This window comes from Saccharopolyspora sp. NFXS83, assembly GCF_026241095.1.
Lineage (GTDB): Bacteria > Actinomycetota > Actinomycetes > Mycobacteriales > Pseudonocardiaceae > Saccharopolyspora_C.
This window is the reverse complement of record NZ_JAPFGB010000006.1, coordinates 1-24,854: the sequence shown is the minus strand read 5'-3', so window position 1 is coordinate 24,854 and position 24,854 is coordinate 1. Positions and strand designations below refer to the sequence as shown.

Here is a 24,854-nt window from a genome sequence, read left to right as displayed (position 1 = left end):
GATCATGCCCGGAACCCGCGACTACGTGCCGTGCCACTGCGGCGAGCACGTCGTCCACACCGGTGCGGAGGACGCCCCGTACCTGCAGCTGCCCGTCGAGGCCCCTTGATCCTCGTTCCGGACGAGCGAACCGGGGCGGCGGTGGATGCTCCCTGCGATCAGGCGCACTACGGTCGGTGAGGTGACGGAACTCGACGCGCCCGCCCGGTACCGGCTCACGCAGTACGCGCACGGAGGGGGCTGCGCGTGCAAGATCCCACCCGGTGAGCTGGAGAGCATGGTCGCCGACCTGCGGGCGGTGGCCGATCCGACGTTGCTCGTCGGGCTGGACCACGGCGACGACGCCGCGGCGGTCCGCATCGGCTCGGCGCCCGACGGCACCCCCGGTGGGCACGCGGTGATGAGCACCGCGGACTTCTTCACCCCGGTCGTCGACGACGCCTACGACTGGGGCCGCATCGCCGCGGCCAACGCGCTGTCCGACGTGTACGCGATGGGTGCCCGGCCGGTGCTCGCGGTGAACCTGCTGTGCTGGCCGCGCGATCTGCTCCCGCTGGAGCTCGCCCGCGAGGTGCTGCGCGGTGGTCTCGACGTCGGCGTGCTCGCGGGCTGTCCCGTCGCGGGTGGGCACAGCGTTGACGACCCGGAACCCAAGTACGGCATGGCGGTCACCGGCATCGGCGACCCGGAAGCGCTGCTGCGCAACGACTCCGGCCGGCCGGGCACGCCGCTGTCGCTGACGAAACCGCTGGGCATCGGAGTGCTCAACACCCGGCACAAGGCCACCGGGGAGGTCTTCCCGCAGGCGGTGGCGGCGATGACCGAGCTCAACGCCGCCGCCTCCGCCGCCGCGCGGGAGGCGGGCGCGCGGTGCGCCACCGACGTGACCGGTTTCGGGCTGCTCGGCCACCTCATGAAGCTGGCCAGGGCCAGCGACGTCTCCGCGGTGCTCGACCCGGCGGCGGTGCCCTACCTGGACGGGGCGCGGGAGGCGCTGCGCGACGGCCACGTCAGCGGCGGCACCCGGCGCAACCTCGACTGGGTGCGCCCGCACTGCGACCTCGACGGGATCGACGAGGACACGGCGCTGCTGCTGGCCGACGCGCAGACCTCCGGCGGCCTGCTGATCGCGGGCGAGATCCCCGGAGCCCCCGTCGTCGGCGAACTCGTCCCGCGCGGCGAACACCTGATCGCGGTGCGCTGAACCCGGTCGCCTCACCGCCGGGCGCTGAGACGACCGGCGCGGAAAGCGCCCGGGGTGATCCCGTAGCAGCGGCGGAACCAGCGCGTCAGATGCGCCTGGTCGGCGAACCCGGACCGCGCCGCGGCCTCGGCGGCACCGGCACCGAGCCCCAACAGCCGCCGCGCCTCCCGCAGCCGCAGTTGCCGCTGGTAGGCGCCGGGGGCGAGGCCGTGCGCCGCGGTGAACGCGCGGCTGAGCGCGAACCGGCTGCACCCGGAGACCTCGGCGAGGCGCTGCGCGGAGAAGTCGTCGGCGACGTGCGCGTGCAGGTAGTCCCGCGCCGCCCGCACCCCGGCCGGAACGGGGCGCACCGCGGGTTCCCAGTCGATCGGCGGCGCGTGCAGCGAGCCGCGCCGCACCATCGCGTACACGGTGCGGCGCACCGCCTCGTCGCGGGTGAGCGCGCTCTCCTCGTCGAGCAGCGTGCGGTTGAGGTCGCTCACGGCACGCGCCAGCAGCGGATCGTGCAGCACCGGTTCGGCGAACAGCGGCAGCGCACCCGCGGCGTCCCCGGCGGCGTCGGCCAGCACCTCCGCGACGACCTCCGGTCCGATGTGGACGATGCGGTAGGTGAAGCCCTCCGCGATGGCGGAGTGGCCGTCGTGGGTCTCGTCCGGGTTGAACGCCATCACCATGCCCGCCGCGCTGGTGCGCGCCGCGCCCCGGCAGCGGAACGTCTGCGCCCCGGTCTCGGTCACGCCGAACGAGTACGCGTCGTGGCTGTGGCGCTCGTAGGTGTGGTCGCGGAAGAACGCGTGCATCGCCTCCAGCGACGTGTCCGGCCGGCGCCGGTAGTGGATCCATTCGAGCTCGTCTCGCACCCCACCAGTCTGCCCCGGGCTCGCCGCGGACTCGCGCACCAGCGTTCAAGACCCCAGCGGCACGACCACCGCACGATGCGCTCATGGCAGCACGGACCAAGATCGCCGTCGTCGTCCGCAAGGACCTCGCCGACTGGCAGCGGTTGAACGTGACCGCGTTCCTGATCAGCGGCATCACCGCCGCGCACCCCGGACTCGTCGGGGAGCCCTACGCCGACGCCGACGACGTCGGGTACCTGCCGCTGCTGGGCAAGCCGGTGCTGGTCTACGCGGCGACCACCGAGGAGCTCGCGCAGGTGCACCGCGAGGCGCTGGACCGGGACATGCGGCTCGCCGTCTACACCGCGGACATGTTCCGCACCGGCAACGACGAGGACAACCGGGCGGCCGTGCGCGCCGTGCCCACGGCGGACCTGGACCTGGTGGGGGTCGCGCTGCACGAAGGGCGCAACGCCGTCGACAAGGTGTGCAAGGGGCTCAGCCTGCACCCGTGAACGCGGCGCCGGTCTCCTCGGCGACCGTCCGCATGCCCGCGGTCGTCTCGTCGAGGAGACCCGCGAGGATCACCGGCAGCGAGGTGCCGTCGGTGCACACCAGCCATTCCCGCATCGCCGAGCCGAAGCACGTCATCATCAGCATCGCCCACGTGTAGAGCCGGGGTTCCGGGCAGGAACCGTCGCCGCAGTGCTCGGCGAGCGCGGCGGCCACGTCGTGCACCCAGCGCCGGTGCATCAGGTGCGACTCGTAGTCCCCGGTGGCCTCCAGCGAATCCAGCAGCTGCGCGCGCATCAGGTGCTGTTGGCGGTCGGCCTGGATGCGGTGGGCCGTGTCGAACATGGCCGCGGCGAGCTTGCGCATCGGGTGTTCCCCGGCGGGCCGGGCGAGCAGCACCTCGCGCAGCCGCTCCTGCTCGCGCAGCGGGTCGCCGAACAGGACGGCGTCCTTGCTGGGGAAGTGGCGGAAGAAGGTGCGCGGCGCGATGTCGGCGGCCTCGGCGATCTGCTCCACGGTGGTGGCGTCGAAGCCCTGTTCGGTGAACAGCCGCAACGCCGCCTCCTCGATGCCCGCGCGGGTGCGCGCGGTCCGGCGCCGCCTGCGGTCGGCGGGCTCGGCGGGGGACACGGGGGCGGCGGTCATGCGACCAAGGTTCGCCCGGAGTTCGGGGAACGTCAACGGTGACTGATGTCATGAGTGACAAATGGCAGTCATGACATAACGTGGACCGGCAAGCCGTACGCCTGTGATCAAGGAGAACGTCGTGTCCGGTTCCCACCCCGAGTCGGGCGGTGCGCATCCCACCGCTGACGGCCCGGTCACCGAAGGCGAGCGCCGCGCCATCGCCGACGGCATCGACCTGCGGGTGTACCGCAGCCGCTGGGCCACCTTGCTGGTGCTGTGCCTGGCGCTGTCGGCCACGATGCTGGCGAACACCTCCCTCGGCGTCGCACTGCCGTTCCTGTCCCAGGACCTCGGCTCGTCGCTGTCGGACCAGCAGTGGTTCAGCAACGCCTACGCGCTGGTGTTCGCGGGACTGCTGTTCACCACCTCCACGCTCGCCGACCGCTACGGGCGCAAGGTGATGCTGCAGGCAGGCCTGATCCTGTTCGGGGCCGTCTCGCTGTACGTGTGGCTGTTCGTGGCCTCCAGCGCCGAGCTGATCGCCGCCCGCGGCCTGCTCGGCCTCGGCGCCTCGATGATCATGCCGGTGACGTTGTCCATCCTGACCAGCGTGTTCCCCAGTTCGGAGCGCACCAAGGCGGTCGGGGTGTGGGCCGCGGTCTCCGGCGCGGGAACCGCGCTCGGCCCCGTGATCGCCGGGCTGCTGCTGGAGTTCACCACCTGGCACGCCGTGTTCGCGATCAACATCCCGGTCGTGGTGGTCGCCGTCATCGCGGGCGTCCGGTACGTGCCGAAGAACGCGGGCAGCGCCGCTCCCGTCGAAGGCGGCCACGGCGGCATCGACATCGGCGGCGCGATCCTGTCCACCGCGGGCATCACGGTCGTCGTCTACGGCCTCATCGACGCCCAGCACGTCGGCTGGACCGCCCCGCGCACGCTGATCATGGTCGCGGCGGGCCTGGTGCTGGTCGGGCTGTTCGTGCTGTGGGAGCGCCGGGCGAAGGACCCGATGCTGGACGTGAACCTGTTCCGCAACGCCGGGTTCTCCTCCTCGGCGGTGGCGCTGACGCTGGTGTTCTTCGCGATGATCGGCGTGTTCTTCTCGCTGAGCCAGACGCTGATCCTGGTGTTCGGCTACTCGCCGCTGGGCTCCTCGGTGGCCATGCTGCCGATGTCGGTGATGATGGTGCTGGTCGCCCCGCAGGTCGCCGGCATCGTCGCCCGCTTCGGGCCGCGCGCCACCATCGCCACCGGCCTGGTGCTCGCCGCGTGCGGCATGGCCGGGCTGAGCACGCTGACCGTGGACTCCGGCTACCTGAACCTGCTGCTGCCGCTGGCACTGACCTCGGGCGGCATGTCGCTGGCGATGGCCCCGGCCACCGACCAGCTGATGGCCAACGTGCCGCGGGCGCGGGCGGGCATGGGCTCGGCCACCAACGACGTGACCCGCGAGGTCGGCGCCTCGCTGGGCGTCGCCGTGCTCGGCAGCGTCCTGGGCAGCGCCTACTCGACCCGGTTGGGGCCCGCCATCGCCGACCTCCCGCCCGAGGCCCAGGCGATGGCGAAGGAATCACTGCCCGGTGGCCTGCAGGTCGCCGCCTCCCTCGGGCAGCAGGGCGCGGCCCTCGCCCAGGAGGTCATGGTGTCCTGGATGGGCGGCATGCGGTTCGCGAACCTCGCCGGTGCCGGGCTGATCCTGGCCGCCGCGCTGGTCGCCTGGATCTGGATGCCCCGCAAGACGGCCCACGCCGACACCCCGGCCGAATCCACCGCCGAGCGCGACGACGACCGGCCCGCCGAGAACGTCGGCGGCTGACCGACGAGCACGAACCGGCTTGCGCTGATCACGCGGCGGGTGTCCGATGGGAGACCAACGGGCACCCGCCGTCGTCGTCGGGGGAGGAGTTCGCCGATGCCGCAGTGGCTGAACTGGCCGCTGGTCCGCCAGCTCACCGGCTCCGACCCGCTCGGACGCGGCACCGCCGCCCGGTCCCGCCGCACCGAGGATCTCCGCGCCCGCACCGAGCAGGCCGACGAGGTCGTGCGCTCGGTGTGCCCGTACTGCGCGGTGGGCTGCGGGCAGCAGGTCTTCGTGCGCGACGGCGAGATCACCCAGATCGAGGGCGACCCGGACTCACCGATCAGCCGCGGCAGGCTGTGCCCGAAGGGCTCCGCGAGCCGCGAGCTGGTCACCTCACCCGGTAGGCAGACCAAGGTCCGCTACCGGCGCCCGCACGGCACCGACTGGGAGGACCTGGACCTCGACACCGCGCTGGACATGATCGCCGACCGCGTGCTGGCCACGCGGGACGCCACCTGGGAGCGAGCCGACGATCAAGGTCGGCGGCTGCAGCGCACCATGGGCATCGCGAGCCTCGGAGGAGCGACCCTCGACAACGAGGAGAACTACCTCATGAAGAAGCTCTACACCGCCCTGGGCGCGATCCAGGTGGAGAACCAGGCGCGCATTTGACACTCCTCCACGGTTCCCGGTCTGGGGACCTCGTTCGGGCGCGGAGGGGCCACGACCTTCCTGCAGGACCTGGCCAACGCCGACTGCATCCTCATCCAGGGCTCCAACATGGCCGAGGCGCACCCGGTCGGATTCCAGTGGGTGATGGAGGCCAAGCGCCGTGGCGCCACGGTGATCCACGTGGATCCGCGGTTCACCCGCACCTCGGCCGTCGCCGACCGGCACGTGCCGTTGCGCGCGGGCAGTGACATCGCGTTCCTCGGCGGGCTGATCCACCACGTGCTGGAGAACGACGCCTACTTCCACGACTACGTCGTGAACTACACGAACGCCGCGATGATCGTCGGCGAGGAGTTCGAGGACACCGAGGACCTCGACGGCGTGTTCTCCGGGTTCGACGCCACCGAAGGCGCCTACGACCCGGCGAGCTGGCAGTACGAGGGGACCGAGGCCGTGCCCGCGGTCTCCGGGCACGGCCCGGAGAACTCACCCGGCCGCGGCGAACCGAAGTCCACCCCGCACGGCAGGGAACGGGCCAGGAGCGGACCGGAGCGCGCGGGTTCCGGCGGTCCCGTCTACCACGGCGAACCGGAGACCGACCCGACGCTGCGGCACCCGCGGTGCGTGTTCCAGCTGCTGCGCAAGCACTTCGCCCGCTACACCCCGGACATGGTCGAGCAGGTCTGCGGCGTCCCGGCGGCGGAGTTCCTGCGCGTCGCAGAGGCGCTGACCGCCAACTCCGGCCGCGAGCGCACCAGCACCATCGCCTACGCGGTCGGCTGGACGCATCACACCGTCGGCGTCCAGTACATCCGCGCCGCCTCGATCCTGCAGCTGCTGCTGGGCAACATCGGACGCCCCGGCGCCGGGATCCTCGCGCTGCGCGGACACGCCAGCATCCAGGGCTCCACCGACATCCCCACGTTGTTCAACCTGCTGCCCGGCTACATCCCGATGCCGCACGCGCACACCGACCACGACCTGGACGCGTTCGTCGCGCAGGACGAGGGCGCGCGCGGCTACTGGGGGAACATGCGGTCCTACGTGGTGAGCCTGCTCAAGGCCTGGTGGGGCGAGACGGCGACCGCGGACAACGACTTCCGCTTCGGCGACCTGCCCCGGCTCACCGGTGATCACGGCAGCTTCCAGACCGTCGTGGACCAGATCGACGGGAAGGTCAAGGGCTACTTCGTCATCGGCGAGAACCCGGCGGTGGGCACCGCGAACTCCCGCCAGCAGCGGCTGGGGCTGGCCAACCTGGACTGGCTGGTGATCCGCGACCTCAACATGATCGAGACCGCGACGTTCTGGCGCGACGGCCCGGAGATCGAGAGCGGCGAACTGTCCACGGCGGACATCGGCACCGAGGTGTTCTTCCTGCCCGCCGCCGCGCACACCGAGAAGGACGGCACCTTCACCAACACCCAGCGGCTGCTGCAGTGGCACCACAAGGCCGTCGAACCGCGCGACGACCAGCGAAGCGACCTCTGGTTCTACTACCACCTCGGCCGCAGGCTCCGGGACAAGCTCACCGAACGGCAGCCGCAGCGCAGCGCGCGGCAGCGCGCCGACGACCGCGTGCTGCTGGACCTCACCTGGGACTACCCGACGCACGGCGAGCTGGACGAGCCGAGCGCGGCGGCGGTGCTGCGCGAGATCAACGGCACCGACGAGACCGGGGCCGCGCTGTCCGGGTACACCGCGCTGAGACCGGACGGGTCCACCTCGTGCGGCTGCTGGATCTACAGCGGCGTGTTCGCCGACGAGATCAACCAGTCCGCCCGCCGCAAACCCGGCCGCGAGCAGAGCTGGGTCGCCCCCGAGTGGGGCTGGGCGTGGCCCGCGAACCGGCGCACCCTCTACAACCGCGCCTCCGCCGACCCGCGGGGCAGGCCGTGGAGCGAGCGCAAGGCCTACGTCTGGTGGGACGCCGACGCGGGGGAGTGGACCGGGCACGACGTGCCCGACTTCGACAAGGGCAAGAGCCCCGACTACCGGCCCACCGACGACGCCACCGGGCCCGCGGGGATCGCGGGCACCGACCCGTTCATCATGCAGAGCGACGGCAGGGGCTGGCTCTACGTCCCCGCCGGGCTCGTCGACGGCCCGCTGCCCGCGCACTACGAACCGCAGGAATCGCCGCTGGCCAATCCGCTGCACGCCCATCAGCAGCGCAACCCCGCCCGGCAGACCTACCAGCGCCCGGAGAACCGCTACCAGCCCAGCGGAGCCGAACCCGGCGCTGAGGTCTACCCGTACGTGTTCACCACGTTCCGGCTCACCGAGCACCACACCGCGGGCGGCATGAGCCGCTGGCTGCACCACCTCTCCGAGCTCGCCCCCGCGATGTTCCTGGAGGTCTCCCCGGAACTGGCCGCCGAACGCGGGCTCGACCACCTCGGCTGGGCCACCGTCGTCACCGCCCGCAGCGCCATCGAAGGCCGGGTGCTGGTGACCCGCCGGATCCGGCCGCTGCGCTTCGGGGACCGCACCCTGCACCAGATCGGGCTGCCCTGGCACTGGGGGCCGAACGGGCTCACCACCGGGGACGCCGCGAACGAGCTGATCGGCGTGTCCTTGGACCCCAACGTGCACATCATGGAGACGAAGGCGGGCACCTGCGACATCCGGCCCGGCCGCCGTCCGCGCGGGCCGGCGCTCGCCGCCTACGTCGCCGAGTACCGCAGGCGGGCGGGCATCACCGAGCGCACCGGGACCGAACACGCCGACGACCCCCGCGAGAGCGGGCGATGAGAAGGGAGCGACGCGTGGCCGACCGGACCGAGCAGCACCGCCTCAGCGGCCCGCTGGCCGACCCCGCCGCCGACGCCGGGTACGCCGACCACCCCGAGCGCGTCGGATTCTTCACCGACACCAGCGTGTGCATCGGCTGCAAGGCGTGCGAGGTCGCGTGCAAGGAGTGGAACCTGCTGCCCGAGGACGGCCTGGAGCTCACCGGCATGTCCTACGACAACACCGGGGACCTCGGCGCGAGCACCTGGCGGCACGTGGCGTTCGTCGAGCAGGAGGTGACCACCACCGACCTCGGCCTGCCCGGCATGGCACCGCCCGGCGAGGACGCCGCGCACGAGGCAGGCGGCGTGCGGTGGCTGATGTCGTCGGACGTGTGCAAGCACTGCACCCACGCCGCCTGCCTCGACGTCTGCCCGACCGGTGCGTTGATCCGCACCGAGCACGGCACCGTGTTCGTCCAGGACGACATCTGCAACGGTTGCGGCTACTGCGTGCCCGCCTGCCCCTACGGGGTGATCGACATCCGGCCCGGCGACGGCGGCGCGTTCAAGTGCACGATGTGCCAGGACCGGCTCGGCGCCGGACTCGCCCCGGCCTGCGCCACGGCGTGCCCGACCGAGTCCATCCAGTTCGGGCCGCTCGACGAGCTCCGCGAACGCGCCGCGCTGCGCGTCGACGAGCTGCACGAACGCGGCGAGACCGGCGCGCGGCTCTACGGACACGAACCGGAGGACGGCGTCGGGGGAGATGGCGCCTTCTTCCTGCTGCTCGACGAACCCGAGGTGTACGGCCTGCCGCCGGACCCGGTGGTGACCACCCGGGACCTGCCGTCGATGTGGCGCCACGCCGGGGCCGCCGCCGGTGCTGCTGCGGCCGTCATCGCGGCCTGCTTCGTCGGAAGGCGCCGGTGATGGGCAGGCGCCGCGGCGGCGAATCGATCGTCCCGGACGCCGAGTTCCGCTCGTACTACGGCCGCCAGATCATCAAGACCCCGACGTGGAAGGTGCCGGACGTCCCCGCCTACCTGTTCCTCGGCGGCCTGGCCGGAGCCTCCGCCACCATGGCGGCGCTGGCCGACCTGACGGGGCGGCCTCGGCTCCGCGCGGCCGGGCGGCTGGCCGCGGCGACCGGAGCGGGGGCCAGCGTCGTCGCGCTCATCCACGACCTGGGCAGGCCCGCCCGGTTCCTGCACATGCTGCGGGTGTTCAAACCGACCTCGCCGCTGAGCGTCGGCTCCTGGATCCTCGCGCCGTTCTCCGGGGTGGCCGCTGCCGCCGCCGCCAGCGAGGTCACCGGGCTGCTGCCCGGGCTCGGCAGGCTCAGCGGGCTGGTCTCGGGTCTGGTCGCGCCCGCGATGACGACCTACACGGCGGTGCTGCTCGCCGACACCGCCGTGCCCGGCTGGCACGAGGTGCATCGGGAACTGCCGTTCGTGTTCGCGGGCAGCGCCGTGTCCACCGCGGGCGGCATCGCGCTGCTGAGCGTCCCCGTCGGCGAAGCGGGCCCCGCGCGGCGCATGGCGGTCGCGGGTGCGGCGCTGGAACTGGGCGCGGAGGAACTCATGCTCCGCGACCTCGGGCTCGTCGCCGAGGCCTACCGCACGGGCACGCCGGGCAAGGTGCTGCGGGCGGCGAAGGCGTTGACCTTCGCGGGAGCGGCGGCGACCGCGGTGGCGGGCCGGGACCGGCGGGTCGCGGCGGTCGCGGGACTGTGCCTGGGAGTCGCCGGGGCCGCCACCCGCTACGGCATCTTCGAAGCCGGCCGCGTCTCGGCGCGGGACCCGAAGTACACGGTCGTCCCGCAGCGGGACCGGCTCTCCCGCACCGAGTCCGGGTGATCTTCCGAAACCGCCCGGACCGCACCGGCCCGCCGTGTAGGGTTCGCCCATGCTTGATCGGCCGGAGCTCGTTGACCGGCCACGCCTGGTCCCGAGACCGCCGGCCCTGGCCGAGCGGTATCCGGATCGCTCACCGTCAAGGGAAAACCCTCTCGCTACCCGGTGCCTGCCGTGGCGTTGTGGACACCGTCGTAGCGTGAGGCGTCCCGCGTGGCCTGCCCACTCGACCGCGCGCCGGACATGAGCGTCCTCGATCGGCGGCAGGCCCGACACGTCAGTTCGCACGAGGAGAATCATCATGACCGCCGCGTCGAGGTCCGGGACCGAATCGATGCTCACCGGCACCGACCTGGTCTGCTCTTTCGGGCCCACCCCAGCGCTGCGCGGAGCCCAGCTCGCGATCGACGCGGGTGAGGTCGTCGCCGTCGTCGGCTCGTCCGGCTCCGGGAAGTCGACGTTGCTGCACTGCCTGGCCGGAGTGGTCGCCCCCGAGTCGGGCACGGTCCGCTTCCGCGGCCGGGACGTCACCGCGATGACCGACGACGAGCGCAGCGCGCTGCGGCGCAGCGAATTCGGCTTCGTCTTCCAGTTCGGCCAGCTCGTCCCCGAACTGAGCGTGCTGGAGAACATCGCGCTGCCGCTGCGGCTCAACGGCGTCGCCCGCCGCAAGGCGGAGGCCCGCGCCCGCGAATGGGCGGAGAAGCTCGACGTGGCCGGACAATCCGACAAGCGCCCCGGCGAGATCTCCGGCGGGCAGGGCCAGCGCGCCGCGCTGGCCCGCGCCTTGGTGGCCGACCCAGCGGTGATCTTCGCCGACGAGCCGACGGGCGCGCTCGACTCCGTCGGGGGCGAGCAGGTGATGCGGCTGCTCGCGGAGACCGCCGCCGAATCGGGCAGCGCCGTGGTCCTGGTGACCCACGAACCGAGCGTCGCCTCCTACGCCGACCGGGAGGTCGTGATCCGCGATGGCCGGACGCTGCTGGAGGAGACCGCACGATGAGCAGGCTGCGCACCTGGGCCACCGACCTCGTGCTCGGAGTCCGGCTCGCCATCGGCGATCGCCACACCCCCTGGGGGCGCCTCGCGCTGATGACCGTCGGCGTCGGCGTCGGCGTCGCCGTCCTGCTGGCGAGCGCGGCGCTGCCGACGTGGCTCGACGGCAGGAACGCCCGGTCCGTTGGACGCGAGATGCAGTCCACCAGCAGCGCGACCACTGAGATCCCCGCCGCGGTGCTGGGCGCGGACGGGTCGACCTCGTTCCGCGACGAGCGCATCCGAGGCATGCGGGTGCAGGCGCAGCGGCCGGACGCACCGGTGCCCGCGGGGCTGCACCGCTTACCCGGGCCCGGCGAGCTGGTGGTGTCCCCGGCCCTCGGGGAGCTGCTCGCCCAACCCGATTCCGAACTGCTGCGGCAGCGGCTGGACGGACGCATCGTCGGCCACATCGGCGACGCGGGCCTGCTGGCTCCCGGCGAGCTGTACTACTACGCGGGCACCGCCGACCTGACCGAGTGGAACGCCACTTACCGCGTCGACGAGCGCTTCGGGGAGAACAGCAACACCCGCACCATCTCGCAGGACGCCTGGCTGATGTGGCTGATGGGTATCTGCGTCCTGCTGCTGCCGGTGATCGTGTTCGTGGTGAGCACGGCCCGCCTCGCGGAAGCCGCCCGGCAGCGGCGGCTCGCCGCCCTCCGGTTGGTGGGTGCCGGTGCTCGGCAGGTGCGCCGGATCGCGTCGGGGGAAAGCCTCGTAGGGGCGCTCGCCGGGGTCGTCGCGGGATGGGCGATGTTCTTGACCTGTCGTGCGGTCGCCGGGAACCTGGAGGTCGTCGCGGACCTGGTCGCCGTCGCCGACTTCGCTCCGGTGTGGTGGCTCGCCATCTTGATCACCGCCGGGGTACCGGCGATGACGGTGATCATCGCGTTGTCGTCGCTGCGCGGAGCGGTCCGGGACCCGCTGCGCTGGGTCCGCCACGGCATGCCGGCGCGTCGGCGGCTGTGGGTGCGGTGCGTGCCGCTGGTCCTCGGCGTGGCGGGAATCGTCCTGACCGCTGCGGTGCGGTGGAGCCAGGACGGCCTGTTCGCGTACGTGCTGATCGGTTCGATCACGCTTGTCCTCGTGTCCGTCCCGCTGCTGCTGCCGTGGACCGTGGACGCACTGGCCCGCCTGTCGCGCGGAGGACCGGTGGCGTGGCAGCTCGCGCTGCGCAGGCTGCACTTCACCAGCGGCACCGCCGCCCGTTCGGTGAGCGCCATCGCCGTGGTGCTCACCGGCGTGATCGGCCTTCAGACCTTGGTGGCCTCGATTGAGGCGGCGATGTACGACGACCGCGCGACGGTGCGGGAACCTGGGATCAACGTGTCGGCCAGCGAGGATCTGAGCGGCCGGGACGGGCTCACGGCCTCCCTCGCCGAGATCAGGTCCCTGCCCGGCGTGCGGGCCGCGCACGGCGGGCACTCCGCGAGCCTGTCGAGAGGATCGGACGACGCGTCGCGTTCCGTGATGATCGTGGACTGCGACACGATCACCAGGTCGGCCCAGGTCGGGGGCTGCGCGGACGGGACCGCCTACCGCACCGAGGACGGGCGGGGGGAGACCGACGCCGAAGCTCCGGCTGATCCGCCGATGCGGGAGGGCCAGCTGTGGGAGATCTCGGGCCGCGGCTCCAACGCCAACGGCGCCGGCACGGTGGCCTGGGTGATCCCGCCGGTGCAGGACATCGAGGTGATCACCGACGAGCTGCAGAACTCGGAGCTGGTCCTGACGCCCGGCGCGGCCACCGGCATCCCGATGGAGATGCGCTCGGTGTGGATGGACGTCGAGGTCGATGAGGCGGTCTCACCGGAGCTGCTGGAATCGGTGCGCAACGTGGTGGCCGCGAACCTGAGCAGCGGCTCGGTCTTCTCCACCTCCGACGTCCAGAACCGGGAAGACACCGTGCAGCAGGTCCGCGCGGTCAAGTACGCGTTGCTGCTCGGGGCGCTGGTGACCTTCTCCCTCATCGGCTGCAGCCTGCTGGTCACCGCGATCGAGCAGATCCAGGAGCGGACCCGGCCGATGGCGGTGCTCGGGGCGGTCGGCGCGCGGCGCAGCACCCTCGTGTGGTCGGCGTTCCTGCAGAACGCGGTGCCGATGCTGCTCACGGCGGTGCTCGCGGTGCCGATCGGGCTGGGGCTGGGGACGTTGCTCATCGTGACGCTGTTCGAGAACTACCCGGTGTTCGACCTGGCGGGGATGGGCGTGGTGCTGAGCTTCGCCGCGGTGTCCGTGCTGGTCGTGACCGCGCTGACCGCTCCCGCGTTGTCCCGCGCCATGAGTTCTGAAGGCCTCCACACGGAGTAGCCCTCCACAGGCGTCTTCCCCGCCACCGAGCTCGCCGTAATTTCTCTACAGTCACGATTCATTCAGTGTCGAATGAAATTAACGCCCTGCAAACACAACGAAAGAACTCGCTGCGAGCGCGGAGGGGGCCCTACTTCAGCCGCCTGCGGCGCAGGTCGGATCGGACGTCCCACACCGTCCACCAGACGCCTGCCAGCGCCACCGCGCCCAACAGGAACAGCACCAGGTACTGGGCCATCGCAGAACTCCCGGAAGGGCCTCGGAGGAAGCACCGGCGGACTCGGTCGCATCCACGCCGCGGGCACCGCGTCCGGTGGTCTCGGCACCGGACGCGACTTCGAGCCTAGTGAGGTTCGACTCCTGATCGCCGGATGAGCGCAGCCGCCCGCGATCACCACGGACGACCGGAACGCGCAGCTCGGCCGGGTGACGCCCCGGCATGTCCGACCCGGTCCGTGACCGCCGGACTCGGACGATGGGGGGTCACCTGGCATCGAACTCAGCCGACCCGGGGAAGGAGGTGCTTCGCAGTCATGTCCTCCGCGCATCAGGTGGTGTTGGCCGAGGCGCTGAGCACGCACGGGGAGGTCGGCGCGGTGACCTTGACCGCCGGTGGCCTGCTCGGATTCGTCGCGCTGTATCGCCGACGGCGGGCCACACTGTCGAAGCGGCGGGCGAGGGTGGTGAGCAGGTCGGACCTGGCCGACCCCCTGGTCCCGCGGCAGTGAGGTGAAGCCGGCGACCGGCCACCGCACCACCGCTGTTCGTCAAGGGGGAGTGACGAATGACCGGAACCAGAAGGGACGGCGATCGGACGACGGAGCAGGGCGAGGCCGACGGCGAACGGGCCACTGCGGGCGGAGTGACGACCCCGCGGCCTCGCGAAGCCGACAGCCCGCCGACGTCACCCGACCCGTCCACGTCGACCGAACCGATCGCGCCGTGGCGAGTGATCGCCCCACCGCATCCGTCGCCGCCGGCACCAGGCAGTCCGCTGCGGACGTCGTTGGCGCTCGGTGCCGGGCGGGTCGTGGCGAGCATGTCGCGGCGGTTGCGCCTGGGCAGCGGCGGCATGATCGGCGGCAGGCTCGCGCTGAGCCTGCAACCCGGACTGCTCGCCAGGCTCGCCGCCGGCCGCCGGATCGTCATGATCACCGGGACCAACGGCAAGACCACCACGACCGCGCTCGTCGCGGATGCGTTGCGCAGCCGCGGAGCGGCCACCAGCAACGTCACCGGCGCCAACATGCTCGACGGGCACGTGGCGGCGCTGATGACGGACCTCTCGGCGCCGTTCGCCGCGCTGGAGGTCGACGAGCTGCACCTCGCCCAGGTCACCGCGGAGTTCGCCCCCTCGGTGATCCTGCTGCTCAACCTCAGCAGGGACCAGATGGACCGGGTCGGCGAGATCCGCACCGTGCAGCGCAGCCTGCGCACCGCGCTGGAACGGGCACCGCAGACGCGCGTGGTGGCCAACCGCGACGACCCGAACATCGTCTCGATCGGCGCCGGGCACCCGTCGGTGACCTGGGTGTCCGGCGGTGCGCGGTGGATGCACGACGCGCTGAACTGCCCGCGCTGCGGAGCGTTCATCACCGACCTCGACGGGCCCTGGCGCTGCGAGTGCGGACTGACGCGCCCGGAGGCCGACTGGACGGTCACCGAGACGGGCGTGATCGGGCCGGACGGCGCGGAACACGAGCTGAACCTGGCGCTTCCCGGGCACGTGAACCGGATCAACGCCACGTTCGCCGTGGCGGCGGCGGTCGAGCTCGGCTGCGATCCAGCTGAGGTGCTGCGCCGCGTCGCGGACCTCCGCCAAGCCAGCGGGCGCTACTCGACGGTGCTGCTCGACGACCGGGTGGTGCGGTTGCTGCTGGCGAAGAACCCGGCGAGCTGGCTGGAGATGCTCGACCTCGTCTCCGGGCACGACCGCCCGCTGATCCTGGCGGTGAACAGCAGGGAAGCCGACGGCTACGACGTGTCGTGGTTGTGGGACGTGGACTTCGAGGCGCTGCGGGGGCGGTCGGTGCTGGTGACGGGGGACCGGGGATTGGATCTGGCGGTGCGGTTGCGGTACGCGGGGGTGTCCTGCGAGGTGGCCGCCACCGCGCAGGACGCGCTGGTCCGCAGCGGGCTGGAACCGGACGTGGTCGCGAACTACACCGCGTTCCGCGACCTGCTGAGCCGGAGCGTGGCCCGATGAGCGCCGAGGGCGTGCGGATCGCGCTGGTGCTGCCGGACCTGCTGGGCACCTACGGGGATCGCGGGAACATGCTGGTGCTGGAGCGGCGGCTGCACTGGCGGGGCATCCCGTCCGAGACGGTCACCGTGCTGTCCTCCTCCGCGGCGGTGCCCGATTCCTGCGACGTGTACCTGCTCGGCGGCGGTGAGGACGTGGCGCAGACCGCGGCGATGCGGGTGCTGTCCCGGTCGCCGGGCCTGCAGCGCGCCGCGGCCCGCGGTGCACCGGTGCTGGGGATCTGCGGTGGCCTCCAAGTGCTGGGCACGGAGTTCACCACGGGCGACGGAGTGCGTCACGAGGGGCTCGGGCTGGTCGACGCGGTCACCGAACCAGCGGGGGAGCGGGCGATCGGCGAGGTGACGACGGACTGCTTGCTCGCCGGGGTCGGCATGCTCACCGGCTTCGAGAACCACCTGGGCCGGACCCGGTTGGGGGCGGGGTCGATGCCGTTGGGGCGGGTCACCCGCGGGATCGGCAACGGGCCCGAACGCGCGGAGGGCGTGGTGCGCGGGCACGTCGTGTGCACCTACCTGCACGGCCCGATCCTGGCGCGCAATCCGGCGCTGGCGGACCTGCTGCTGGGCTGGGCGGTGGGGGCTCCGCTGCAGCCCATCGCCGAGCCTGAGGAGCTCGCCGCGCTGCGCGTCGAACGCAGCAGGATGCGCGCCCGCAACCCGAAGTGATCAGCGGCGGCGCTGCAGGGCGGCCCGCACGGGTTCCATCTCCGGGGCTTTGACCAGCAGCAGGCCCCCGAAGCTGACGGCGAGCACGACGACGCCGTCGACGACGAGCGTGAGCCAGGCACCGGCGATCACTCCGGTGGTGCCGAGCGCGGCGCTGATGGCGGCGTCGGCGGCGACGGCGCAGCAGCAGGCCACGGCGGTGACGGCGAGCGCGCGCAGGATGCTGAGCCCGGTGCGGCGGGTGCGGATGCCGCCGACCCGCGCGCTCAGCCAGAACTGCCCGACGAGGGCGCCGACCACGAAGCTCAGCGACATGGCCAGCGCGACGCCCACCACGAGGTCCTGCGGGTCCGTGGTCGCGAGGAACAGGTAGCACAGCGCGGTGCGGAAGCCGACCATGATCAGGTTGATGATGGTGGGGGTGCGGGCGTCCTTCATCGCGTAGAAGGCGCGCAGCTGCAGCATGGTGATCGCGAACGGCACGATGCCCAGCGCGCACACGCCGATGGTGGCGCCCAGGCGGTCGGCGGCGGCGATGCCGTTGTTGCCCAGCGAGAAGAACGCGATGCCGAGCGAGCCGCCCGCGACCAGCATGAGCGCGCTGATCGGCAGCAGCAGCACCGCGCTCATCCGGGTGCCCAGGGAGAGGTCGGAGACGAACTCGCGGGAGTCCGGGTCGGTGGCGGAACGGCTGATGCGCGGCATGAGAGCGGTCAGCAGGGACACGCCGAGCACCCCGTAGGGCACCTGGGACAGCAGCCAGGCGTAGGTGAAGGTGGCGACGCTGCCTTCGGTGCCCTGCGCGCCGACCCTGGTGGTGACGATCATGCCGAGCTGGCTGATCAGGGTGTAGAGCACGACCCATCCCGCGAGGGAGGCGAACTCGCCGAGCCGGTGGTCCCAGCCCCACCGCCAGCGGTACCGGAACCCGGTGCGGCGCAACGCGACGGCCACCACGAGGCTCTGCGCGACGATGCCGAGCGCGGTGCCGATGCCGAGCACCAGCAGCTTCGGCTCGCCCATGCGCACCGGGTCGAGCGAGATCGTGCCGGGAAGCAGCACGAACACTCCCGCGGTGGCGAGCACGACCACGTTGTTGAGCACCGGTGCCCAGGCGGGCGGTCCGAACACGTGCCGCGCGTTGAGCACCGCCGACAGCAGCGCGGAGAGGCCGTAGAAGAGGATCGCGGGCAGCAGCAGGTAGGCGAACGCGGTGGTCAGCGCCGTGTTCGCGCGGGTGTCCGCGCCGAGGTAGAGGGCGGTGAGCAGGGGGGCGGCGGCCACGGCCAGGACGGTGGCGGCTGCCATCAGCACCCCACCCGTGGTGATCAGCCACTGCGCGTAGGACTCGCCGTCGCGTTCCCCGCGCTGCTGCGCCCGCACGAGAAGCGGGACGGCGACGCTGGTGAGCACGCCGCCGAGCAGGAGTTCGTTGACCACGGTCGGCAAGGTGTTGGCGACCGTGTAGGAGTCGTTGACCATGCCGAGCCCGAGGACGGCGACCAGCACGACCTTCGCGGCCAGGCCGGTGATGCGGCTGACGATGGTGGCGATGGCCATCGTGCCGCCCGCCCGTGCCAGCGACGGTGGCCGGCGTGCTGATTCGGCCTGTTCGACCACGGTGCCCCCAACCGTCCCCTGATCCGTGCCCTCGGCGACTGTGGCACGGATCAGGAAGGCTCGCGTCCCGGTTCACCGGGCGGGTGAGCGCCGGTGCCGGTTCGTGACAGGCTGGTGGCCGTCCGCACGATCGTCGGTGCGGCGGAGAGGTGTGCGCCATGATCGCCGTGGGTGGAGTGCTCGTGCTGGCGGGCTTGATCGCGCTCGGGGTCGGGGATTGGAGCGGGCAGTGGTGGCTGCTGCCCGGTGGCCTGATCGCGGCCGGGATCGGGGTCCTGGTGGCCGGAGTGGTGGCGCGGGTGCGCCGCAGGCTCGCTCCGCTGCGGGCGGCCCGCCGGGTCGCGACGTCGGCGCCCGGCACCGGTGGGCCGGTTCAGCGGCTGCGCGCGATCCCGTCGATGATCGCGGCGCCGTGGCGCGGCGGGGAGGCGGCGGTGCCGCGGTATCAGACGGTGCTGTGGCTGGCCGGGGTGCTGTACTTGATCTGGCCGATCGACGTGATCCCGGATCTGCTGCCGCTGGTGGGGATCACCGATGACATCGGCGTCGGTGCCTGGCTGGTGACGAGCCTCTACGCGGAGGCGGGCAACCAGATCGCCCGGCAGCGCGCGGTCGGCGGTTCGGAGGAGGACTGACTCCCGGTCAGCGCCCGTCGCCCGCCGCGCTCGGCCGGCGGCGGCCGGTGAAGCGGCTCAGCACTCCGTGGTCGATCGACCAGCGCCCGCCGTTGAACCCGAGGGCGAGCGCGGCGACTCCGATGACCAGCACCAGTTCGTAGCCGTTGGGGCTGAACAGCCCGTGGGGCAGGTGCACGAACCAGGCCGCGCCTGCCATGAGCAGCGCGACGAGCACTCCGACGATCGGCAGCAGCAGGCCGAGGACGAGCAGCGTTCCGCCGACGATCTCGACGAGCACGGTGAACCAGGCGGCGATCGTGGGCAGCGGGATGCCCAGCCGCCCGAAAGCTTCGCTGATCATCGGCATGCCGAGTCCGAAGAACTTCTGCACGCCGTGGGCGATGAGCACGATGCCGATGGCGAGCCGGGCGATGAAGGCGAACAGGTCTCGTGCGATGTCCATGGAGCTCCCCCGGATGTCGCGGCGCTGGTGCGGCGTCGGAGAGGTGTCTGGGAAGTTCAGTGTGCGGGCGACCTCGGCGGCGGGCATTCCAGGTCCCGACACGCCTGTGGCCCCCGGCGTCGCCGGGGGCCACAGGTTCGGGAGTGCTCGGATCGCCTCGCGGGATCAGCCCTTGAGCAGCGCCCGCGCCATCACCATGCGCTGGATCTGGTTGGTGCCCTCGTAGATCTGGGTGATCTTGGCGTCGCGCATCATGCGCTCGACAGGGAAGTCGCGGGTGTAGCCGGCGCCGCCGAACAGCTGCACGGCGTCGGTGGTGACCTCCATGGCCACGTCGGAGGCGAAGCACTTCGCCGCGGCGGAGATGAACCCGAGGTTGCCTTCACCGCGCTCGGCGCGGGCCGCGGAGATGTAGACCATGTGCCGGGCGGCTTCGATCTTCATCGCCATGTCGGCGAGCATGAACTGCACGCCCTGGAAGTCGCTGATGGACTTGCCGAACTGCTTGCGCTCCTTGACGTAGTCGATCGCCGCGTCCAGCGCGCCCTGGGCGATGCCGATGGCCTGGGCGCCGATGGTGGGACGGGTGTGGTCGAGGGTGCGCAGCGCGGTCTTGAAGCCGGTGCCGGGCTCACCGATGATGCGGTCGCCGGGGATGGTGCAGTCCTCGAAGTAGAGCTCCACGGTGGGCGAGCCCTTGATGCCGAGCTTCTTCTCCTTCGGGCCGACCACGAAGCCCGGGTCGTCCTTGTGCACGACGAACGCGCTGATGCCGTTGGCGCCCTTGTCGGGGTCGGTCACGGCCATGACGGTGTACCAGCTGGACACGCCGCCGTTGGTGATCCAGCACTTGCTGCCGTTGAGCACCCAGTTGTCGCCGTCGCGGTGGGCGCGGGTCTTCATGGAGCCCGCGTCGGAGCCGGCTTCGCGCTCGGACAGCGCGTAGGAGGCGGTGGCGTTGCCCGCGGCCAGGTCGCCGAGGACCTTCTTCTTCAGGTCCTCGGAGCCGGACAGGATGATCGGCATGGTGCCGAGCTTGTTCACCGCGGGGATCAGCGAGGACGAGGCGCAGACGCGGGCGACTTCCTCGATGACGATGCAGGTGGCGATGGAGTCGGCGCCCTCGCCGCCGTAGGCCTCGGGCACGTGCACGGCGGCGAAACCGGCCTTGACCAGGGCGTCGAGCGCTTCCTGGGGGTAGCGCTCCTGCTCGTCGACGTCGGCGGCGTGCGGCGCGATCTCCTTCTCGGCGAGTGCGCGCACCGCTTCGCGCAGGGCGTCGTGCTCGTCGGCCAGCCGGTAGGTCTCGAAGTTCGGGTTCACCGCTTGCCTCCCGTCTCCAGCGTGCCGCTGGGGTCGTGGTGATCGCCGGATCCGGGTGCGTGGGCTGCTGCCCCGCCGCATCCTCGTTCGCCGGAATCCTAACGGCACGCAGTGCCACCTACAATCAGGGTGGGTATATTTCGGCCATGTCCGAGCAGCCGAGACCGCGAGCCGGTCGCACTCCGCAGGGCCGTCGCCGGATTCGCGGGACGGTGTCGCTGGCGGCGCTGGACCTGTTCGCGGCGAACGGGTTCGAGGCGACCACGGTGGATCAGATCGCCGAGGCGGCGGGCGTCGGCAGGCGCACCTTCTTCCGGTACTTCCGGTCCAAGGAGGACGCCGTCTTCGGTGATCACGAGGAGCGGCTCGCCGACGTCGCGGAGTTCCTGGAGGGCGCCGCCGGCGACGGGGAGCCGCTGCTGTTGGTGAGCCGGGCCGCCGAGGAGGTGCTGGACACCTACCTCGCCGAGCCCGAGGTGTCGCTGCAGCGCTTCGCGCTCACCCGGCAGGTGTCGTCGTTGCGGGACAAGGAGATCGCCAGCACCGACGGCTACCAGCGGGCGTTCGCCCGCTACCTGCGGGGTCGCTACGCGGACGAGGAGGACGGGGCGCTGCGGGCGGCGGTGGCCGCGGCGGCGATCGTGGCCGCGCACAACCAGGTGCTGCGGGAATGGCTCAAGAGCGGGGCGGAGCTCGACGCGCGCACCCGGCTGCGCGGGGCATTGGCGGTCGTCCGCACCGGTTTGTCCTCGGCCTGGGAGGGCGCGGGTGATGACGTCGTCGTCGGCGTCGTGCGCACCGGGGCGCCGGCCGCGGCGGTCCTCAAGCAGCTGGAGGAGGCGCTCCGGGACCTGCCCGAGGCCTGACAGTAGCGGCACTTAGTGTCATAAATCGCCTCCGCTCTGGCATGCCGCATGAACTTCATCGGATCCGTTTGTTCAGTGCTCGCTGAATCGAATTCAGCGGAACGAAACAACGCGACGAAGCTCAGACGGGGAGCGGGCCGCCGAGCGATGCGGGCTCGGCGGTCGTGGGCCGTTTCAGCACCGCCTTCGAGGCCGCGCGGCGCTCAGTCGTAGCCGCGGATCAGGTGGCTCTCGTCGGCTTCTTCGAGGTCGCAGGGCCACGGCTGCCGGTGCTGCGCGGGGATGGCGGCTTCCGGCATGAGGGTGTGCACGCTCCCGCTGGGGGAGTCGAGGGCGTCGGCCCGGTCTCGCTCGGCGGGTTCCACTGTCTGCTCCTAGTACTTCGGGTGTCGGGAGGGTACGGCCGATGGTCCTGGGGAGTGGTGTAGATCGCACTCCCGCCACGCCGTCGATACCTTCAGTGCACCGGAATGGACCTCGACCCGACCTGTTCTCGTGTAGCTGCGGCGAGCGGACGTGCAGCGCCGGAGTGGCTGCGTGCAGGGCTTTGCCAGCCGGGGCGCCTTCGGTGGAGCGGCGATCCGGACCGCTCGTGCCACTCGTTCTTGGGCTCGTTCCGGGAAAGGGTCGTTTCCAGGGTCGGGTCGCTGCATCCGGGAGCGCCAGGGCGGGCCGGTCCGTCGCACCGAGAAGACGCAGTGCATGGATTGTCCAATGATTGGGTTTTCCATGTACCGTGTGTTCATGGATGATCGGCAGCTGACCGAAGAGCTTTACGACTGCCTGTTCGCGATCCGCACCCAGGTGCATGCCGAACTCAAGGAGCTGGCCCGGGAAACGGGGCTGACCGACGCTCAAACCGATGTGCTGTGGCGGCTGAGTCGCGGGCGCGAGATGACCGCGGGCCGTCTGGGCGACCTCCTGCAGTGCGACGCCTCGACCGCCACGTCGATGATCGACCGGCTGGAGAAGCGCGGCCTGGTCCGCCGTGTCCCCCACCCCGTCGACCGCCGCGCGAAAGTCATCCAGCTGACCTCCGAGGGATGCGCGCTGCGCGATCGCGTCATCCGGCACACCACCGAGAACTCACCGTTCGCCCTGCTCGACCGCGAAAGCAGGCTGCGCCTGCACGCGCTTCTTCGCGAAGTGGTCGACGGCCCCCGCCCGACGGGTGAGGCCGCCGGCGTCGAGGGCGCCGTGAAGAAGGAGCAGCAATGAGCAGCGGGACCGCGGTCATCACGGGCGGAGCCTCAGGTCTGGGCCTGGTGACGGCACGCCATCTGGTCAAGGCCGGTCAGAGCGTCGTCCTCGTCGGCCGGGACGCGCCGCGCACCCGGGCTGCCGCCGACAGCCTGCGCGGTCTCGTCCCTGCGGGCAGTGACGCGGCACCGCCGAGGACGTACACCGCTGACCTGGGGCAGTGGTCGCAGGTACGGGCACTGGCAGCGGAACTGGCCGCCGACGGACACCCGGTGGGCGTCCTCATCAACAATGCGGGAGCGGCATTCCCCCGATACGAGCAGACACCGGACGGCGTGGAACGCACCTACGCGCTCAACCACCACGCCCCGTTCCTGCTCACCCACGCCCTCCTGGCCGAAGGAGCACTGACTCCCGAAGCGCGGATCATCAACATGTCCTCGTTCGTGGAAAAGCGCGGCAAGCTCGATGCCACCGATCCGGATGTCGCGGGAACGTCGTGGAGCAAGCGCTTCTTCAACCAGATCAACGTCTATGGGACGAGCAAACTCGTCAGCCTCCTGGCCGCGCGAGGACTCGCGCATCGCCTGCCTGCGGGCATGAGCGTTTACAACGCCAATCCCGGCATGGTCAAGGGCACCGCGATGAACAGCAACGCCGGCGGTCTGATGCGGCTGACCGCTCCGCTGTTCCGTCCGTTCGCGATCACTCCGGACGAAGGCGTGCGGACCCCGGTCTGGCTTGCCGGTGCTTCGCCCGCGCCGCGCCCCAGCGGCGGTTTCTTCAGCGAGTCCCAGCCGGACACCCCTTCGCGCCTGGCCCTGAACGACGCTCTCGCCCGGACCGTCTACACCAGAACCGCGGCCCTCCTCGGGGTGGAGCCCCTCATGAGGTAGGGCGTGGTCGCAGACGAACGAGATGCGCACCGCCCGGCCCGGCGCCTCGACCGCCCGGTACGTCGGGTGCCGGGGTCATCCCCGGGTGAACCGGCGCAGGACCTGCTCGGCCTCGGCCGTGTCCGGGCGCAGAGCGGTGGTGTTCTTCGCGATCTGGTCGTAGTGCTGGGCTATCAGGTCCCAGTCGATCGTCCCACCGTCCCGGGTTCGGCCACTTCTCGTCATCCCGGCCGCACCGCCGGATCCAGACCGGCGAGCGCACGGGGGTGAGCATCATCGACGAGGCGGGTGCGCGCCCGCACCTTTCCGTGGTGGAGGTCCCGGTGATCTTGCACGAGGGGTCAGGTGAGCAGTTCGGGGATGCCGGGGGTGCTGCGCTTGCGGCGGAGCCAGATCTTGCGGCTGCCGTCGGAGTAGAGCAGCACCCGGGACAGCTCCCAGCCGGAGAACTCGGCGTGGATGCTCAGCTGGGTGGCGGCGCTGGGCCGGGTGATGCCGGGGGGTAGCCGCAGCGGGCGGTATTCCCACTTGTCGTCGGTCCAGCCGACGTCCCGCGCCCCGCGGGTGGCGGGGGCGGGCAGGGAAGAGGTTTCGGGGTCCCGTTCGTCGCTCATGGCGTCACCACCTGTAGTCCTGCCCCGGTTGCCGAGGCGACGTAGACGTGCCCGGTTGCGGGGTCGACGGTCACGGAGTCGGGTTGTTCGACGGTGGGCATGCGGTGCACTTCGCGGGGTTCGCCGCCCGCGATGTCGTAGCCGACGAGTTCGTTGGTCGCGGTGAGGGTGATCCAGGCGAGGTCGCGGGCGGGGTCGTAGGCGAGGCCGTAGGGGGCGCCGGGGACGGGGTAGCGCTGTTTCATGATCAGCGGCTTGGTGTCGAAGGCGAGGAGTTCTTGGCCTCGGGTGTCGATGGTGAGGACGCGGCCGTAGCGGTCGGCGGTGGTGTGGGTGGCGCCGGTGCCCGCGCGCAGGGCGGGTTGCTTGTCGCCGGTGGTGATGTCGATGGGGGTCAGCGAGGTGGTGAGGGTGTCGAGGACGTGGACTTCGCCGTTGAGGGTGAGCAGTTCGGCGGGGCGTTGGAAGCCGGTGGCCCGGGTGCCGTTGGGCAGGGCGATGGTGTTGCCCGCGCGCAGGGCGACGACGAGTCCGCCGGGGACGGTGGTGGCGTCGAGGGGGCCGCCGGGGTAGCGGAGTTGCTCGGCGGTGGCGGTGGCCGGGTCGATGCGGGCGACGAGGTCGGCGTCGGGCTGGGGCGCGAGCAGGTGGCCGTCGGGGGTGGTGCGCAGGGTGGTGGGGGTGCCGGGCAGTTCGAGGGTGCGCGGTGGGCGGTTGAGGTCGCGGGTGTCGTAG

24 protein-coding genes are annotated in these 24,854 nt (G+C 71.7%); 15 read left to right on the top strand and 9 right to left on the bottom strand.

Translation table 11 applies throughout. The features are described from left to right. Positions 1–181: 181 nt before the first annotated feature. Positions 182–1,204, top strand: a complete 1,023-nt coding sequence (gene selD / locus OOZ19_RS08315; RefSeq protein WP_266089450.1) for a selenide, water dikinase SelD — start codon at positions 182–184, stop codon at positions 1,202–1,204. An 11-nt stretch (positions 1,205–1,215) separates the two neighbouring features. Here selD and OOZ19_RS08310 read toward each other — a convergent pair whose 3' ends face one another. Then, entirely contained in the window at positions 1,216–2,064 is an 849-nt protein-coding gene (locus OOZ19_RS08310; protein WP_266089449.1) for an AraC family transcriptional regulator, read from the bottom strand. Between the two features lie 83 nt (positions 2,065–2,147). Between OOZ19_RS08310 and OOZ19_RS08305 the strand changes: the two genes are divergently transcribed. Further along, a complete protein-coding gene (locus OOZ19_RS08305) occupies positions 2,148–2,558 on the top strand; it encodes a DUF2000 domain-containing protein (RefSeq protein WP_266089448.1) in 411 nt (136 codons plus the stop codon). On the opposite strand, the gene OOZ19_RS08300 is transcribed toward OOZ19_RS08305, so the two are convergent. Further along, a complete protein-coding gene (locus OOZ19_RS08300; protein WP_266089447.1) occupies positions 2,542–3,201 on the bottom strand; it encodes a TetR family transcriptional regulator in 660 nt (219 codons plus the stop codon). The genes OOZ19_RS08305 and OOZ19_RS08300 overlap by 17 nt on opposite strands. A gap of 121 nt (positions 3,202–3,322) precedes the next feature. Between OOZ19_RS08300 and OOZ19_RS08295 the strand changes: the two genes are divergently transcribed. From OOZ19_RS08295 to OOZ19_RS08255, 9 genes are all read left to right on the top strand, one after another. Next, on the top strand, positions 3,323–4,999 hold the full coding sequence (locus tag OOZ19_RS08295) for an MFS transporter (RefSeq protein WP_266089446.1): 1,677 nt from the start codon (positions 3,323–3,325) through the stop codon (positions 4,997–4,999). 96 nt (positions 5,000–5,095) lie between these two features. After that, positions 5,096–8,410, top strand: a complete 3,315-nt coding sequence (fdh, locus tag OOZ19_RS08290; RefSeq protein WP_266089445.1) for a formate dehydrogenase — start codon at positions 5,096–5,098, stop codon at positions 8,408–8,410. 14 nt (positions 8,411–8,424) lie between these two features. Next, positions 8,425–9,321, top strand: a complete 897-nt coding sequence (locus OOZ19_RS08285) for a 4Fe-4S dicluster domain-containing protein (RefSeq protein WP_266089444.1) — start codon at positions 8,425–8,427, stop codon at positions 9,319–9,321. Beyond that, positions 9,321–10,247 (top strand): NrfD/PsrC family molybdoenzyme membrane anchor subunit, encoded by a 927-nt coding sequence (nrfD, locus tag OOZ19_RS08280; RefSeq protein ID WP_266089443.1) that lies wholly within the window; start codon positions 9,321–9,323, stop codon positions 10,245–10,247. The genes OOZ19_RS08285 and nrfD overlap by 1 nt, the downstream gene beginning before the upstream one ends. A gap of 298 nt (positions 10,248–10,545) precedes the next feature. Next, positions 10,546–11,247, top strand: a complete 702-nt coding sequence (locus tag OOZ19_RS08275) for an ABC transporter ATP-binding protein (RefSeq protein ID WP_266089442.1) — start codon at positions 10,546–10,548, stop codon at positions 11,245–11,247. Continuing rightward, a complete protein-coding gene (locus tag OOZ19_RS08270; RefSeq protein WP_266089441.1) occupies positions 11,244–13,592 on the top strand; it encodes an FtsX-like permease family protein in 2,349 nt (782 codons plus the stop codon). Before OOZ19_RS08275 ends, OOZ19_RS08270 begins: the two co-directional genes overlap by 4 nt. A 533-nt stretch (positions 13,593–14,125) precedes the next feature. After that, positions 14,126–14,320 carry a hypothetical protein gene (locus OOZ19_RS08265; RefSeq protein ID WP_266089440.1) on the top strand — a complete coding sequence of 65 codons (195 nt, stop codon included), beginning with the start codon at positions 14,126–14,128 and terminating at the stop codon, positions 14,318–14,320. Between the two features lie 56 nt (positions 14,321–14,376). After that, positions 14,377–15,798 carry a MurT ligase domain-containing protein gene (locus tag OOZ19_RS08260; RefSeq protein WP_266089439.1) on the top strand — a complete coding sequence of 474 codons (1,422 nt, stop codon included), beginning with the start codon at positions 14,377–14,379 and terminating at the stop codon, positions 15,796–15,798. Continuing rightward, complete coding sequence (locus tag OOZ19_RS08255; protein WP_266089438.1) at positions 15,795–16,520, top strand: type 1 glutamine amidotransferase; 726 nt, start codon at positions 15,795–15,797, stop codon at positions 16,518–16,520. Before OOZ19_RS08260 ends, OOZ19_RS08255 begins: the two co-directional genes overlap by 4 nt. On the opposite strand, the gene murJ is transcribed toward OOZ19_RS08255, so the two are convergent. Next, complete coding sequence (murJ, locus tag OOZ19_RS08250) at positions 16,521–18,140, bottom strand: murein biosynthesis integral membrane protein MurJ (protein WP_266089437.1); 1,620 nt, start codon at positions 18,138–18,140, stop codon at positions 16,521–16,523. A gap of 158 nt (positions 18,141–18,298) precedes the next feature. Here murJ and OOZ19_RS08245 point away from each other — a divergent pair, with 158 nt between their 5' ends. Continuing rightward, complete coding sequence (locus OOZ19_RS08245) at positions 18,299–18,775, top strand: YkvA family protein (RefSeq protein ID WP_266089436.1); 477 nt, start codon at positions 18,299–18,301, stop codon at positions 18,773–18,775. A gap of 7 nt (positions 18,776–18,782) precedes the next feature. On the opposite strand, the gene OOZ19_RS08240 is transcribed toward OOZ19_RS08245, so the two are convergent. Together OOZ19_RS08240 and OOZ19_RS08235 are read right to left on the bottom strand one after the other, a co-directional pair. Further along, the gene (locus OOZ19_RS08240) at positions 18,783–19,220 is read right to left on the bottom strand and encodes a DoxX family protein (protein ID WP_266089435.1); all 438 of its coding nucleotides are present in this window, start codon (positions 19,218–19,220) and stop codon (positions 18,783–18,785) included. A gap of 165 nt (positions 19,221–19,385) precedes the next feature. After that, positions 19,386–20,543: an acyl-CoA dehydrogenase gene (locus OOZ19_RS08235; RefSeq protein ID WP_266089434.1), complete on the bottom strand. Its 1,158-nt coding sequence runs from the start codon at positions 20,541–20,543 to the stop codon at positions 19,386–19,388. 146 nt (positions 20,544–20,689) lie between these two features. On the opposite strand from OOZ19_RS08235, the gene OOZ19_RS08230 reads away from it, so the two are divergent. Beyond that, positions 20,690–21,409, top strand: coding sequence for a TetR family transcriptional regulator (locus tag OOZ19_RS08230; protein WP_266089433.1), 720 nt, complete (start codon positions 20,690–20,692; stop codon positions 21,407–21,409). Positions 21,410–21,612: 203 nt separating this feature from the next. Here OOZ19_RS08230 and OOZ19_RS08225 read toward each other — a convergent pair whose 3' ends face one another. Beyond that, a complete protein-coding gene (locus tag OOZ19_RS08225; protein ID WP_266089432.1) occupies positions 21,613–21,774 on the bottom strand; it encodes a hypothetical protein in 162 nt (53 codons plus the stop codon). Between the two features lie 379 nt (positions 21,775–22,153). Here OOZ19_RS08225 and OOZ19_RS08220 point away from each other — a divergent pair, with 379 nt between their 5' ends. Both OOZ19_RS08220 and OOZ19_RS08215 read left to right on the top strand, forming a co-directional pair. Then, on the top strand, positions 22,154–22,627 hold the full coding sequence (locus OOZ19_RS08220) for a MarR family winged helix-turn-helix transcriptional regulator (RefSeq protein ID WP_266089431.1): 474 nt from the start codon (positions 22,154–22,156) through the stop codon (positions 22,625–22,627). Further along, positions 22,624–23,505: an SDR family NAD(P)-dependent oxidoreductase gene (locus OOZ19_RS08215; protein WP_266089430.1), complete on the top strand. Its 882-nt coding sequence runs from the start codon at positions 22,624–22,626 to the stop codon at positions 23,503–23,505. The genes OOZ19_RS08220 and OOZ19_RS08215 overlap by 4 nt, the downstream gene beginning before the upstream one ends. A 75-nt stretch (positions 23,506–23,580) precedes the next feature. Here OOZ19_RS08215 and OOZ19_RS08210 read toward each other — a convergent pair whose 3' ends face one another. The 3 genes from OOZ19_RS08210 to OOZ19_RS08200 all read right to left on the bottom strand — a co-directional run. Further along, positions 23,581–23,730 (bottom strand): Tn3 family transposase, encoded by a 150-nt coding sequence (locus tag OOZ19_RS08210; protein ID WP_266089429.1) that lies wholly within the window; start codon positions 23,728–23,730, stop codon positions 23,581–23,583. A 116-nt stretch (positions 23,731–23,846) separates the two neighbouring features. Beyond that, positions 23,847–24,119: a DUF5703 family protein gene (locus tag OOZ19_RS08205; RefSeq protein WP_266089428.1), complete on the bottom strand. Its 273-nt coding sequence runs from the start codon at positions 24,117–24,119 to the stop codon at positions 23,847–23,849. Then, a partial coding sequence (locus OOZ19_RS08200) for a YncE family protein (protein WP_266089427.1) occupies positions 24,116–24,854 on the bottom strand: 739 nt, incomplete at its 5' end. The genes OOZ19_RS08200 and OOZ19_RS08205, both read right to left, overlap by 4 nt.